This window comes from Candidatus Poriferisodalis sp., assembly GCF_965198245.1.
Classification (GTDB): domain Bacteria; phylum Actinomycetota; class Acidimicrobiia; order Acidimicrobiales; family Poriferisodalaceae; genus Poriferisodalis.
This window is the reverse complement of record NZ_OZ240249.1, coordinates 1,194,317-1,208,423: the sequence shown is the minus strand read 5'-3', so window position 1 is coordinate 1,208,423 and position 14,107 is coordinate 1,194,317. Positions and strand designations below refer to the sequence as shown.

Annotated in this window: 13 protein-coding genes; 2 read left to right on the top strand and 11 right to left on the bottom strand. The window is 66.6% G+C overall.

The window, feature by feature from the left end:
• Nucleotides 1-31 precede the first annotated feature (31 nt).
• From ACOCMM_RS05710 to ACOCMM_RS05660, 11 genes are all read right to left on the bottom strand, one after another.
• On the bottom strand, nucleotides 32-760 hold the full coding sequence (locus ACOCMM_RS05710) for a histidine phosphatase family protein (RefSeq protein ID WP_419552222.1): 729 nt from the start codon (nucleotides 758-760) through the stop codon (nucleotides 32-34).
• Nucleotides 735-926, bottom strand: coding sequence for a hypothetical protein (locus ACOCMM_RS05705; RefSeq protein WP_419554827.1), 192 nt, complete (start codon nucleotides 924-926; stop codon nucleotides 735-737). Before ACOCMM_RS05705 ends, ACOCMM_RS05710 begins: the two co-directional genes overlap by 26 nt.
• Entirely contained in the window at nucleotides 923-2,122 is a 1,200-nt protein-coding gene (locus ACOCMM_RS05700; RefSeq protein ID WP_419552221.1) for a cystathionine gamma-synthase, read from the bottom strand. The genes ACOCMM_RS05705 and ACOCMM_RS05700 overlap by 4 nt, the downstream gene beginning before the upstream one ends.
• Nucleotides 2,122-3,186 (bottom strand): PLP-dependent cysteine synthase family protein, encoded by a 1,065-nt coding sequence (locus ACOCMM_RS05695; protein ID WP_419552220.1) that lies wholly within the window; start codon nucleotides 3,184-3,186, stop codon nucleotides 2,122-2,124. Before ACOCMM_RS05695 ends, ACOCMM_RS05700 begins: the two co-directional genes overlap by 1 nt.
• 65 nt (nucleotides 3,187-3,251) lie before the next feature.
• Nucleotides 3,252-4,181, bottom strand: coding sequence for a phenylacetaldoxime dehydratase family protein (locus ACOCMM_RS05690; RefSeq protein WP_419552219.1), 930 nt, complete (start codon nucleotides 4,179-4,181; stop codon nucleotides 3,252-3,254).
• Between the two features lie 30 nt (nucleotides 4,182-4,211).
• Nucleotides 4,212-7,730, bottom strand: coding sequence for an indolepyruvate ferredoxin oxidoreductase family protein (locus ACOCMM_RS05685; protein WP_419552218.1), 3,519 nt, complete (start codon nucleotides 7,728-7,730; stop codon nucleotides 4,212-4,214).
• A gap of 193 nt (nucleotides 7,731-7,923) precedes the next feature.
• Complete coding sequence (locus tag ACOCMM_RS05680; protein WP_419552217.1) at nucleotides 7,924-9,273, bottom strand: MFS transporter; 1,350 nt, start codon at nucleotides 9,271-9,273, stop codon at nucleotides 7,924-7,926.
• A 45-nt stretch (nucleotides 9,274-9,318) separates the two neighbouring features.
• Nucleotides 9,319-9,999: a hypothetical protein gene (locus tag ACOCMM_RS05675; RefSeq protein WP_419552216.1), complete on the bottom strand. Its 681-nt coding sequence runs from the start codon at nucleotides 9,997-9,999 to the stop codon at nucleotides 9,319-9,321.
• 18 nt (nucleotides 10,000-10,017) lie between these two features.
• A complete protein-coding gene (locus ACOCMM_RS05670) occupies nucleotides 10,018-10,464 on the bottom strand; it encodes a hypothetical protein (protein WP_419552215.1) in 447 nt (148 codons plus the stop codon).
• Between the two features lie 134 nt (nucleotides 10,465-10,598).
• Nucleotides 10,599-11,390 carry an SDR family NAD(P)-dependent oxidoreductase gene (locus ACOCMM_RS05665; RefSeq protein ID WP_419552214.1) on the bottom strand — a complete coding sequence of 264 codons (792 nt, stop codon included), beginning with the start codon at nucleotides 11,388-11,390 and terminating at the stop codon, nucleotides 10,599-10,601.
• Nucleotides 11,391-11,477: 87 nt separating this feature from the next.
• Nucleotides 11,478-12,395, bottom strand: a complete 918-nt coding sequence (locus ACOCMM_RS05660) for a phytanoyl-CoA dioxygenase family protein (protein ID WP_419552213.1) — start codon at nucleotides 12,393-12,395, stop codon at nucleotides 11,478-11,480.
• Nucleotides 12,396-12,473: 78 nt separating this feature from the next.
• Between ACOCMM_RS05660 and ACOCMM_RS05655 the strand changes: the two genes are divergently transcribed.
• On the top strand, nucleotides 12,474-13,334 hold the full coding sequence (locus tag ACOCMM_RS05655; RefSeq protein ID WP_419552212.1) for an ABC transporter permease: 861 nt from the start codon (nucleotides 12,474-12,476) through the stop codon (nucleotides 13,332-13,334).
• Nucleotides 13,334-14,086: an ABC transporter ATP-binding protein gene (locus ACOCMM_RS05650; RefSeq protein WP_419552211.1), complete on the top strand. Its 753-nt coding sequence runs from the start codon at nucleotides 13,334-13,336 to the stop codon at nucleotides 14,084-14,086. The genes ACOCMM_RS05655 and ACOCMM_RS05650 overlap by 1 nt, the downstream gene beginning before the upstream one ends.
• The last annotated feature ends 21 nt before the right edge of the window (nucleotides 14,087-14,107 follow it).

The following is a 14,107-nucleotide window of genomic DNA, read 5'->3' as shown; positions in this document are numbered from 1 at the left end:
GCGGCCGGACCGAGTTGCACTGAACAAGCGCTCAGCGGTGATGCAAGTAGTCGTCGAGGTGTGAGCAGTCGTTGAATCGGCGCAGCACCCAGTCGTCGTCGCAGCGCACGATCTGGGTGATCGAGCAGTTGTCGGAGCCGCCGAACGAGAACGGCGTGGCCCCGACGATATGGGCCAGTGCGGCGCCGATGACTCCGCCGTGCACACAGGCAGCGACGAGTCGGTCGGGGTGCGCCCCGGCGATGCGTTCAAGGGCACCCATGCACCGGCCGATGAGCTGCTCGTTGGTCTCGGCCCCGGGAATGACGTCCCAGCGGCGCTCCGTGTGCAACCGCACATAGAGGGGGTGATTCTCTGCCGCGAACTGGCGGATCCTCCCGCCGTCCCACTCGCCTAGCGCCACCTCGCGCAGGTCGGGCTCGATCGCGGGAGTCATGCCCAGTCGTTCAGCAAGCGGCTCGAAGGTCTGCTGCGTGCGTTGCAACGACGAGACAAAGAGCGCGTCGATCGGCTCGGAAGCCAGCCGGCGGGCTACTGCCGCCGCCTGCACATGCCCCTCGGGTGCGAGCGCAGGGTTGCCCTGAGTGCCCAGCATGGGGAACGGTTCGCCGGGCACGAACGCTTGGGACGCGCCGTGACGCACCAGCAGGATCTCGGTAGCGCCCGGCGGCCGCTGCCACCGCTGCTGCTCGAACTGCCTGACCTCGGTGTCGGAGGCTGCGAGGTCTTCATGTTCACGGTCTGGAGCGGTCTGTGTCACGGCCGCAAGCTAGTGGCCTGCCCGCGGGCTCGTTCAGCTGGTACGCCGCCGCGCCGTTGGCCGCCAGGGCCGAACCGGCATTGAACTCGAACCAGCCGAACCAGCCGATGCCTGCACCCAGCATGACGAAGGGCACGTTGGAGCGTCTGCAACCCCGGCTGGTCAGGCGCCAACGTTCGCCGCAGCGTCGAGAGCTGCGCCCAGGTCGTCGAGCAAGTCCGAGATGGTCTCGAGACCGACGGACAGCCGTACCAGGTCGTCGGGCACTTCCAAGGCCGAGCCCGCGGCGGACGCGTGAGTCATTGCTCCGGGGTGCTCGATCAGCGACTCCACTGCACCCAGCGATTCGGCAAGCGTGAACACCCTGGTCGCGGCTGCGACCTGCTCTGCGGCAGCCCGGCCGCCGTGCATCCGGAACGACACCATGCCGCCAAAGCCGCTCATCTGCCGGCTCGCGATGTCATGGCCGGTGTGGTCGACGAGACCCGGATACAGCACGGAACGCACCGCCGGGTGCCCGGCGAGCAGGTCGACCACTGCCTCTGCACTCGCGCAGTGACGGTCCATTCGCACCCCGAGCGTCTTGACGCCTCGCAGCGTCAGGTAGCAGTCAAAGGGGCTCGGCACGGCCCCAACCGCATTCTGGGTGAACACGAGGTGTTCGGCCATGGCGTCGTCATTGGTGGCCACGAAACCGCCCACGACGTCGCTATGGCCGCCGAGGTATTTGGTTGCGGAGTGCACCACCGCGTCCGCACCGAGGGCGAGGGGCTGTTGCAAGTACGGCGTAGCGAACGTGTTGTCCACCACGACGATGCCGCCCAAGTCGTGGGTGATCGCGCTGATGGCCTCGATGTCGAACACGGTGAGCAAGGGATTGGTCGGCGTCTCCAGCCACACCATGCGCGTCTGGGGCGTCCAGGCATCCCGGATCTTGTCGGGAGCGGTGAGATCGGCGGCAGCGAAAGTGACGCCAGCGTTGCCGAACACCTTGTCGATCAGCCGCAGGGTGCCTCCGTAGGCATCGTCGCCGAGCAGCAGGCTGTCCCCGGGGCGCAGGACTCGCAGCAGGGCGTCCGATGCCGCCAGCCCGCTCGCAAACGCAAACCCGTGGCGGGCGCCTTCCAGGGACGCCACGCATACCTGATAGGCGTGGCGTGTGGGGTTGCCGGTGCGGCCGTACTCGTATCCGTGGCGGGGCTGCCCGACGGCCTCCTGGGCAAAGGTGGTTGCCAGCGAGATGGGCGTGACCACCGCTCCGGTGTAGGGGTCATGAGGCTGGCCGGCTCGAATGGCGCGCGTCTCGAAGCCGAAGTCGTCTGGATCCTCGAAGCCAGACAGCTGGGGATCGCCGCCCAGCACTACCCAGGCTCCTTGCAATCGCCGCCGGACGCGGGCAGCGTGCCGTCGACCGGCAGTCCCCGTTCCGCCAGCCATTCATCGTCGAAGACCCGGCTGAGATAGCCGCGACCGGAATCGGGAATGAGGGTCACTACGAGGGAATCCGCCGCCCGGCCCGCCGCGTCCAGCTCGGCGGCAACCCGTACAGCGCCAGTGATCGCGGTGCCTCCGGAGCCGCCGATGAGCAAACCTTCGGTGCGGGTGACGTGGCGCGCCATGGCAAATGACTCGGCGTCAGTGACGGGAATCACCCGGTCGACGATGCTGGCGTCGTAGGTGGTCGGCCAGAAGTCCTCGCCGATGCCCTCGACCAGATAGCTGCTGCCGTCGCCGCCGGCGTAGACCGACTCCGGGGGGTCGGCCACGACGACCTCGATCGCCGGATTCTGTTCCTTGAGGTAACGCCCGACGCCGCTGACGGTGCCGCCCGTACCGGCGCCGGCCACGAAGTGGGTGACCCGCCCGCCGGTCTGATCCCAGATCTCGGGTCCGGTGGTCTCGTAGTGGGCGCGGGGATTGTTCTGGTTGGAGTACTGGTCGGGCGAGAAGGCCCTGGGCGTCTCGGATCGCAACCTCGCCGCAGTGGAGTAGTACGAACGAGGATCCTCCGGCGCAAGGGCGACCGGACATACCACGACCTCGGCGCCGTAGGCCCGCAGCAGCGCCACCTTCTCGGGCGCCACCTTGTCTGTGCAGACGAACACGCAGCGATAGCCACGCTGGGCCGCGACGACAGCCAGTCCCACGCCGGTGTTCCCGGAGGTCGGCTCAACAATCACGTCGCCGGGTCGCAATTGCCCGTCGGCCTCGGCCGCGTCGATCATCGCGATCGCCGCACGGTCCTTGACCGATCCGCCGGGGTTTGTGGTCTCGAGTTTCGCCACGACCGGCGTCATGATGTGCGGCGCGACCCGACTGAACCGGACCATTGGAGTTCGGCCCACCAGTTCCAGAATTGATGGGGCGATGTCGAGACCGTCGAGCGGGTCCGGCACGCCCGATGCCATCGGGCCGTCTGCAGCCATCGCTGCGAAAGCCTAGGGAGCCCGACGCAGCCGTGCCCCGCTGTTGCGTCGTGAGGTCAGCTGGTTCAGCTGGACAGAGCAGCGAGCGGCGACAGCTCGGGTCGCATCAGCTCGACCCCACCGTCGGGCAGCACCGAAACCTCGTGCCAGAGCCGGAGCTTGGGCGGGCGTCCCAGCATCTGAACCGTCGAGAGGAACGAGTGGAAGATGGCCAGGTGCGTGGAGTGCGACCGGGACCACGCCTCGAGCGACGCCAGGTCTTCGAACCAGCCCACGAAGCTCGTGGACTGCAGATCCTCGCCGTCGATGGTCTGCTCCCGCAAGAACCGGCTGGAGATGCAGCCGGTATCGGGGTTGCGGGCCAAGAAGTCGATGCCGGCCCGCAGCTTCGGCTCGATGTCGGTGAAGTACAGCTCTCGCTCGTCGTCGGGGCACTCGTCCCACTTCTGGCCTGAGCGGATGAGGCACAAGTTGGCCGGCAGCGGCGAGCCTGGAGCCGACTCGAAGGGATCATCAGCGCTGGCCGCCATGCGGTCCCGCGCAGCCCCCCAGTAGTCGTGCAGCTCGGTGATGTCTACCGAGGTCAGGTTCCGAATTCCCGGCAGCGGCCGCTTGGTCCCGGCAATGGTCTCCCAGCGCTCTGCGGGAATGACGGCCGTCTCGCAATAGACCCCAGCTCGTTCAAGCACATCGCAGCTCTGCCGCCAGCGCTCGTAGGCCTCGGGATTCACCCAGTACGCCATGAACACTGTCTCGACATCGCCCTGGGCTTCTGCCGCGTCGTCACCCTCGTCGGTGAAGTTCACGATGCGGGCCCGCTCGACGTGATCGGGCCGATGGTCGCCCTCGGTCAGCGCCGACTGCAATTCGGCCAGCGTGTCGTCATTGTCCGGACCCTTCGAGAAGACCATCGAATAGACGGTCACCTCGGGGAAGTCGACAACGCACCACGCCGGAGCGCTCGGCGAGTGCCCCTCCGGTCGATTCGCTGCCATCGGTCTGACAGATCCCGGCGAGGGATCCGCTCAGGCGCCGAGTTCGGCGGCGCGAGCCCGGAAGCTCTCGACGTTGGCCTCTTTGATGTCCTCGTAGCCGCGGATCATGTCCGGCAATTCGGCGATCTCGACGGCCCGGGCGTAGGCAGCATCATCGCCGCTCGCCAGCGTGTCGAGCGCCCGGGAGATCATCCCGCGGTACTCGTCGATCAGCTCCCGCTCCATACGGCGATGGACGGTCTTGCCGAAGATGTCCAGCGCGCCGCCCCGCAAGCCCTTCATCCGGGCCAGCAACGCAAATGCGACATCACCCGACCGGCCAAGGCCGATCTTCTTGTCGACGCCCATGCGCCGCATGATCGGCGGGTGCAGCTTGTAGGTGACCTCGGTCTTGTCGCCGAACTGGTCACGCACTGCCTGCTGGAACGCCTCGCTGCGGTGCAGACGAGCAACCTCGTACTCGTCCTTGTACGCCATCAGCTTGTACAGGTACCTCGCCACGGCCTCGCTGAGGGCCGTCTCGTCACCTGCAGCAGCCTCGGCCTCGCGCACCTTGGCCACAAACTCCGCGTACGCCGCCGCATAGTCGACGCTCTGGTACCCAACGAGGTCGGGCACGCGGATGCGCAGCAGCCGAACCAGCTCCTCTGACTGATCGGGCACCGCGTCGATGAGCTTCTGCTCCCGCTTGGAACGACCGGTCTCTCGCTTCACCCGGCCGACACGCTCCACGTGCAGCGTCTCCATGAAGTCCGGGTCGAGCACGATGTTGCGGCCGATGCGGAACGCCTGGGTGTTCATCTCGACGGCGACGCCGTTGAGCTCGATGGCCCGCTCGATGGCCGTGGCGCTGATCGGCACCACGCCCGACTGGTAAGCGGCGCCGAGCACCAGCACGTTGGCCGGCATGTGCGAGCGGAACAGGTTGTCCGACAGCGTGCCTGCGTCGAAGTAGATGTTGCGCTCCGGTGTGGTCGCCTCGTCGATCGAGCGCTGGAACGCCGTCCACTCAGGGAACTCAGCGGAGGTGTCACGCACCATCGCGCTGGTCGGCACCTTCGACGACGACACCAGCGCCACCGTGCGGCCCGCCTGAGCCTTCTCGAGGTTGACCGGATTCGTGCCCGACAGCAGGTCGAACACGATGTAGGCGTCGGCCTCGCCGGTCCCGACCTTGTTGGCCTCGCCACCATCACTGCCGTGGGGACCATTGGCGTCGGGTGTGCTGGCGAGGCGACGGATCTTCAGGTTCGACACCACCGGGCCGCCTTTCTGGGCGAGTCCGGTCTGGTCCAATCCGTTGGCCTGCTTGCCGTCGAGCAGCGCCGCTGTGGCAAGCATCTGGTTCACGGTCACCACGCCGGTACCGCCGATGCCCATCATCAGTATGTTGCCCTCGTCGAGCCGATCTGGCTCAGGCAGGTTGTCGCCGATCTCGTCCACGGCCGCTGTTGCTTTCGTGGGCACCTTGCCCCCGGGCACCACCTCGATGAATGCCGGGCAGTCGCCGTCGAGGCAGGTGAAGTCCTTGTTGCACGAGGACTGGTGGATCTGCGTCTTGCGACCGAACTCGGTCTCGACGGGCTGCACGCTCAGGCAGCTCGACTTCTCGCCGCAGTCGCCGCAGCCCTCGCAAACGGCTTCGTTGATGAACACCCGTGTCTTGGGCTCGGCCACCTTGCCGCGCTTGCGGTCACGCCGGAGCTCGGCTGCGCACGCCTGGTCGTAGATGAGCACGGTGCAGCCCTCGATGTCACGCAGCAGCCGCTGCGCCTCATCGAGCCGATCGCGGTGCCAGACGTCGGTGTCGGGTGCGAACTGAGCCTCGGCGGGGTACTTGTCTGGATCGTCGGCGACGACCATCACCTTGGCCGCACCCTCGGCATGCAGCGAGCGGGTCAGCTCCGGCACCTCCATGCCGCCGTCCACGTCCTGGCCACCCGTCATTGCGACCGCTGCGTTGTAGAGGATCTTGTAGGTGACGTTGGTGCCTGCCGCGATGGCCTGGCGGACCGCCAGCGAGCCGGAGTGGTGGAACGTGCCGTCGCCGATGTTCTGGAAACGGTGATCCATCGTCACGAACGGCGCTGCGCCGACCCACTGCACGCCCTCGCCGCCCATCTGGGTGGTGCCGCGCACGTTGCGGGTGGGAGTCATCGCCGCCATGCCATGGCAGCCGATGCCGCCCCCGGCCTCGGAGCCCTCAGGCACCCAGGTCGAGCGGTTGTGCGGGCAGCCCGAGCAGAAGCCCGGCGTGCGTCCCGCTGCTTTGGCACCGTCGGAGGTGGTGACAGCCAGCGGGATCGTGATGCGCTCGGGCACGGCGGGGCCGATGCCGTCGCTGCCGAAGCGGTCGACCAGGAACGGGCGGATCTTGCGGGCGATGAGGTCGGCGTCCATCTCGCCGTGACCGGGGAACCAGAAGCCGTCGGCGGCGTCGCGCTTGCCCAGCACCCGGGGGGCGGAAGCGGTGCCGTAGAGGATCTCGCGCACCAGCGTCTCGATGACCGAGCGCTTCTCCTCGACCACGACGATCACGTTGAGCCCACGTGCAAACTCACGCAAGCTGGTGGGCTCCAGCGGCCATACCACCGTCGGCTTGAGAATGCGGACGCCACGGCGAGACAGTTCTGCCTCGCTGAGACCCATGCGGTCGAGCGCCTCACGCAGGTCGTAGTAGGTCTTCCCGGCCGCGATCAGGCCGACCTTGGCGTCGGGACTGGTGACGGTCTGGCGATTGAGCTTGTTCTCCGCCACGAACTTGTCGACCGCGACCATGCGGCCCTCATGGATTTCAAGCTCCATGCGCACGGCATTCGGGCCGAACAGGGCATCCTGCTGGGTGTGCGCCCAAGGCTTGCCGTCCCACTCGAGGGCGGGACGCACGGCGCTCACCCTTCCCGGGCCCACCTCGACGGTCGAGTAGCCGTCAGCGACATTGGTGACAATCTTCAACGCCGACCAGAAGCCCGAGTAGCGGGAGAGCTCGTAGCCCCAGCGTCCGTAGTCGATGACTTCTTGGACCGAGCCGGGGTACAGGATCGGCGTCTGGAAGTGGATGAGCACCGGCTCGGATTCCGACGCGAGCGTGGACGACTTCGAAGCCGGGTCGTCGCCCGCTACGAGCAGCACGCCGCCCTTAGGGTCGACGCCGCAGACGTTCGCATGCTTGATGGCGTCACCTGACCGGTCCACGCCGGGCGCCTTCCCGTACCACATGCCCAGCACGCCGTCGTAGCGGCCTTCGAAGTTGCGGTTGGCGAGCTGGCTGCCCCACACAGCCGTTGCGCCGAGGTCTTCATTGAGCCCCGGCAGGAACGTGATGTGGTTCTGCTTGAGCTCTTCGGCGTTGCCGAGCATGAGGGCGTCGATGCCCCCCAGCGGCGACCCGCGGTATCCCGACACCATCGCCGCCGTGTGCACGCCGTCACGGCGATCGGCCCGGAGCTGGTCGAGCAGCACACGCAGCAGCGCCTGCACGCCTGACATAGCGACATCGCCTTCGGCGCGGTCGAAACGGTCCTCGAGCTTGAAGTCTGCGAGTGCCATCGAATCCCCCTGATCCGCCGTCATGGCTCCTTGCGGAGGCTACCCGTCAGCCCAAAGTGCTGCCCGTATGACGAACGCACTCATGTTCTTGACGATGCCTGCCAGCCCCGACGACCCAGACTCTGCGCAAAAATGCCGCCACAGGCGGCAAATCTGCACAAAGAATGCGTGGGAGTCGTTCCCGAGCCGTGACCTATCCGCCCGGCTGCTTGGGCAGCAAGACTGGCCGCGGGAGCGTGAAGGCCAAACCCAGTGCGCAGGCGTTCGACACTGCCGCCAAGGAGAACGTCCAGCCGTAGCCGCCAGTGGCTCCGAGCAGCAGCTGCGCGACGTACGGACCCACCGCGGCACACGACCCCGCTGTTGCGAAGAAGCGTCCCACGATCGCGCCGGCATGGGTACGCCCGAAGTAGTCGGCGACCAGTGCCGGGAATACCGCCACGCTCCCGCCATAGGACAGGCCGAAGGCGATCGCCGATGCGTACAGCAACACCAGCCCGTCGGAGACGGCGATGCCGACGAACGACAGCGTCTCCACCGCCAGGGCCAGCATCACGGCACGGCGACGGTCGATGTGGTCGGACAGCGGTCCGGTCACGATTCTGCCCACGAGCCCGCCGACGCCGACGGAGCTGATGACTCCCGCAGCCCACAGCGGTGAGAATCCGAGGCTCCGGGCGTACTGGACGCCATGCGCGAATGGCACGAACACCACCACGAACGTCAGGGCGAACATGCCGAAGATGCGCCAGAACACCGAATTGCGCCACGCCTGCGGGGCGGTCCACGCGGTGGCGGGGTCCTCGGTCTTCGGATCGCGGACGTCCGCTGCGTCCACGTCGGAGTCCGCCGGCCTCGACGCGACTCGTGATCGCCTGAGCGGGCGGTTCCGAGGCTCGGGCGCGGGCCCGTCGGGTTCTTGACCGATCGACTCCGGGTCGCGCACGAACACTGTTGCGGTGACGGCCATGAGCACACCGCCCGTCACCGCCATCACGGCGATTGCCATGCGCCAACCGAATTGCTCGACGAGCCACGCAGCGATCGGCGGCGCAACGATGCCGCCCGCGCTCCCCCCGGAGCCGACGATGCCGGTTGCCAGGCCTCGCCGGTCAGTGAACCAGCGCACGACGGTGGCGTTGGCAGGCACCCACGACGACGACATCCCGAGCGGTGCAATCACGGCGAGGCCGATGAACACCATTGCGAGGCTTCCTGCGGCTGACAGCACCAAGTAACCCGCTGCGAGCAGCACTGCGCCCAAGGCAATGACCTTGCGCGGGCCGAACCGGTCGGTGAGCTGCCCAGTCCATGCGCTCACAGCGCTGTAGGCGAGGATGTAGGAGGCATACGCGAGCTGCAGCCAGCTCGCCGACCAGCCCCTGTCGGCGCTGATCGCCCCTTCGAAGGTGCCGTAGCTGAACTGGATGCCGTAGACGATGAACAGCACCCAGAATCCGGCCCACGCCACACGCCAGCCGTGGAAGGGCTGGCCGATAAGCACGCCCGCGCCGCGAGGCGGCGGGCCGTTGGGGTCAGTCATGGGACGTGCATTCTGGTGCGCAGCAGCCGCCGATGGCGGTGGCCGCTACATGTCGCCAGGCGTGATGTAGAACCAGATGCCGTGCTTCTCGCCGGAGTCGGCCATCGCCTTACGGGCTGCGACGATGGTGCGCCCTGCTTCGGTCGACTCGAAGAACCAGCGAGTGCCTGCCCACGCTGAAGGAGCATGCTCGGCGAGCGCCAACGCCGCCGTCTCGTAATAGCCGCGGATGTCCTGTGCCACCCGTGCCGGAATGCCGGGAATGCCCGCCTGCTTCCACGGTGTGCCCGAAGCGACGTCGACGAAGCTCTGCACGGCGGCCCCGATGTCGTCGACAGCAACGGTCCGGCCGGCGCCAACCCGGTTGCCGAGCTTGGCTACGGCACGGTCGTAGGCGGGGCGCAGGCCGTTGGCCTCGTCGACGGCGGGGTGCAGGTTCGGGTCGTGGTGGGGCGGCAGCGTGCACGACATCGTCTCGGTGCCGTCGTCGTCGATCGTCTCGGCGAACTTCTCCACGACCGGCCCCGGCGACGACAGCAAGCTGAACGCGTGTGCCAGCACCCGATGCTGGAATTCGGCGTCGTTGGGCTTGCCGAGCGGCCGACCCAGCGGGAACTCGCACCAGAGGCCTCGCGGCGGAGCGGTGCCCTGGATGTGGGCGCCGATGGATCCCAGCGCGACCGTCGCCAGTCCCTCTGCCTCAAAGACGTGTGCGAGCGTACTCACGGTACGCGTGCACAGCGGTCAGACGGGAGTGAACAGGACGACGTCCACCTCGTGCTCACGGAGGCACTTCGCCCCCGCAGGACCCGAGTCCATCCGCACCGCAGACAGGTCGAACTGGTTGCCGGCATAGGACAGGTGGATGTCGGAGACCCGCCCGATGGTGCAGTCAGCCACCAACTCGTCGAGGCGGTCGATCGGAAAGACGGTGTTGATGTCGAGGGCGATGCCGGTGGCGTCGAAGTTCGGGCTCCAGTGGCCGCACATGTAGTCACGCCGGCCCGCCTCAAGCACTCGGTAGCTGACGTCGATGGGTGCAAAATCGTCCTGGTCGGGATGATGCAACGACGCCGAGGACACGATTGCCACGGTGGCATCGGCCAGCGGCGGGGGCGTGGTGAACGCAGTGGTCTCGAAATCGGGCAGCTCGAGCCCTCCGGTCAGTGCCTTGACATCGGAATCAGCCATGGCGGCAAAGTTAGGACCTGAGGCCAAGTCTCGCTCGGAAATGCAGTGCTGCCCGCGGTCGAGGGCGGAGAAGCCCTCTGCTCCGGGAATCCAGCAGGTTCCAACCTCGCAGATTTCTTCTCCGCACTCGACCGCTAGGAATCTTGGGCTGAGGCACCTTCTTCGAGGTTCAGCGAACGTTGGCGGAGGCGGCGCATGCCTCGCAGCCAACGATCCGGATCGGAGGCCTTGCGCTCCACGTAGGTCTGGGCCTCGGGGTGCGACAGGATCAGGAAGCGTTCTTCGGCCATCGCTTCGGTAATGACTTGCGCCACGAACTCGGGCTCGACGATGCCGTCGGTGCCACCGTCGGCGAGCCTCCGCGGCGCCATGGCGGTGTTCACGCCCTGCGGGCACAGCACCGAGACCCGGATGCCGTCGTCGCCGTGGAGGATCGCCTCCATCTCGGCCAGCTTGATGCATGCCGCCTTGGTGACCGAATACGGCGCCGAACCCATCGCCGCGAGCAGACCCGCCGCGCTCGCGGTGTGGACGAGGTAGCCCTGTCCCCGAGCCAGCATGGACGGCAGCACTGCACGGGCCGCGTACACGTGGCTCATGACGTGCAGCTCCCATTGGGACTTCCAAGCGTCGTTGGACGCGTCCACCCCGCCTTCGGCGCCAGCGCCTGCGTTGGAGAAGAACACGTCGATCGGTCCGTGAGCTTCGAGCGTGCGCTCTACGAGGTCCGTGACGGCCGTCTCGTCGGTGACATCCAGCCCGACGCCCTCGCACCCCAGCTCATCGGCCACTGCAACCGCAGCTTCAGTGTTGTAGTCGGCGACGACGACATGGCGGGCGCCCTGCGCCAACCAGTGGCGCGCCGTAGCGGAGCCAATGCCCCCGCCGCCTCCGGTGATGATCGCTACTCGATCGCGCAGTTCCATCTCATGCGCTCCTTGTCTGGTGTTGCGACGGCGTGAACCGGATCAGTGTCGCGCAGCGCAGCGCCTCGTGGCGAGGCGGGAGTCGTATCAGTCGGCTGCGGCCTGGGCCGGCTCGGCCGTGCCGATGCCGCCGACTTCGGAGCCGTCTTCAATCGCCTTCAGCCGAGCCGCATACGCGGTCTCGACAAGGCGCTCGGCGCCCAGGTACCGACCGGGGCTGGCCCCGTCGACGTGGCCCATGATCCCCCGGTAGAGGCTGAATCCGCACAGCGCCGCCAACTCTTCGGACATGGCACCGACGTCGGCCGGAGAGAGGCTGTAGTACTGGTTCTGCTGCTGGCGCATCCAGCCCCGGCAGTACTGCACGCTGATGCCGAGGCGCCAGTCGTCGGGGGACGTGTTGGCGCCGCCGCAGTGCCAGGTGCCGCCGTTCACGATGAGGACCGAGCCAGCAGGCATCTCAGCCGCGATGTACTCCGGCTTCTCCCCCGGCTGGGGCTCGTGGTCGAAGCGATGCGACCCAGGAACCAAGCGGGTTGCGCCGTTCTCTTCGGTGAAATCGGTGAATGCCCAAATCGTGGTGACCATGAAGGGGGGGCGCGGGCGCGGCACATCGATCTGATCGACGAGGCCGTCGTCGGAATGCAGGCCTTGATGCACCTCACCAGGGCCGATGTGCATGCAGGTGGTGCCCGACAGGATCGCTCCCGGCTCCATCAGCCGCTGCGGGAACGGCAGCACGTTGCGGTGGATCGGCAGCTTCCAGAACGACCGGTCCTTGCCCAACAGGTTGTACATGCGCTTGGTGGCGAACCCCTCGATGCGGTTCCCCTTCGGCTGGATATTCAGCTCGTCTTCGACCCGGGCGACGGTGTCGCGGATCTCGGTGAGGAGTTCTGGCTCGATGGCACCTTCGACGATGCAGTAGCCGTGAGCTTCCACTTCGTCGAGATAGCGCTGAAGTTCGCCTTCGTTTGCGGTGAGATCGGGGGTGCCGCTGCTCATGGTCCCAGTCTTGCAGGACACGATCGCCGATACCTCACCGCACAAGCGTTGCGGTACCGCGTTCGTAGGATGACTCCCGTGGATGGCGAGAGCAGGTACGCGTCGAGCCACGACAACGCCCACCTGCGTCCGCTCATTGACCTGACATCACGGCCCACGTCGCTCAACTATCTGCGCGAGGCCTGGCGCCGGCGAGAGTTCGCCATCGTCGTGCCCGCACAAGATCTTCGAGCCCAGAACATGGACACGACGTTGGGCCAGTTCTGGCATCTGATGAACCCAGCGCTGCTTGTGGGCGTCTACTTCCTGGTTTTTGGTGTCGTCATCGACACCAGTCGCGGCGTCAGCAACTTCCTGGGCTTCCTGATCGTCGGGATTGTGCTGTTCCATCTCACCCAACGGGTGGTGCAGGAGGCGGCAGTCTCGATCACTCAGAATCTCGGACTCATTCGATCTATCCAGTTCCCGCGCATCTTGCTGCCCGCCGCAACGGTGAACGGCCAGACCGCAGCATTCGTTCCGGCGATCGTTCTGGCACTTCTAGCGGTGTTGGCCACAGGAGAGCGCCCATCGATGCGCTGGTTGTTGCTGCCGCTCGTACTGTTGGCGCAGTTCGTCTTCAACTTCGGATCGGCGCTGATATCTGCACGCATCGGCACTGCTGTCCCGGACCTGCGGCACATCTTGCCTCACCTGTTCCGACTCTTGTTCTACGCCTCGGGCGTGATCTTCAGCGTCGATGCATTCGTGCACAGCTTCGCCTGGCGACGGGCTTTTGCGCTGAACCCGATCTACGACCTGATCACGTGCGCACGCTGGTGCCTGCTGGGACAGGCAGTCGACGTCTGGGTGCTGGCTGGCACGGTTGCGTGGAGCGTCCTGATGCCCATCGTTGGCTTCATGATCTTCTTCCGCTCCGAACAGCGACTCGGTGCGTGATGGCAGCGTCGACACGGGTGACCGTCGAGATTCGCGACGTTCACGTGAACTACCGGGTGTACGAGGAACCGACCAAGGGACTCAAGCAGGGATTCGCCCGAGGTCGGATGCGTCGCCGCTACCGCATCATTGAGGCAATACAAGGTGTGACGCTGAATCTCCACGAGCACGAGACACTCGGGCTGATCGGAGCCAACGGAACAGGAAAGTCGACGCTGCTCTCGGCCATGACTGGGCTGTTGCCCCTTGCGTCAGGCAGCATTCGCGGCCGGTCGAGGCCTTCGCTTCTCGGCGTGTCGTCGGTGATGCGACCAGCACTGTCAGGTCGCCGCAACATTCTGATCGGCGGTCTGGCTCTGGGTTTCTCCAGGGTTGAAATCGAGCGCCGCATGGATGAGATCATCGACTTTGCAGGCGTGCGTGAGGCCATCGATCGGCCCATGCGCACCTACTCGTCGGGTATGCGCGCCCGGCTGCACTTCGCCATTTCCACGGCCCGCGTACCTGAAATCCTCCTGATCGACGAGGCGCTCACAGTGGGCGACGAGGAGTTCCGTCGGCGTGCCGCCGAGCGCATAGATGACGTCTGCGGCGCTGCTGGTTCCGTCGTTCTGGTCTCGCACAACATGGCGGAGATCGAGCGCTACTGCGATCAGGTTGTGTGGCTGGACGGTGGCCGCATCCGAGCCGTCGGAGAGCCAGCCGAGATCGTCGAGGCCTACGTCACGACCTCCCGCCCCAACTCCCGTTGAGCCGGCGGGGCGCTGCGGGGG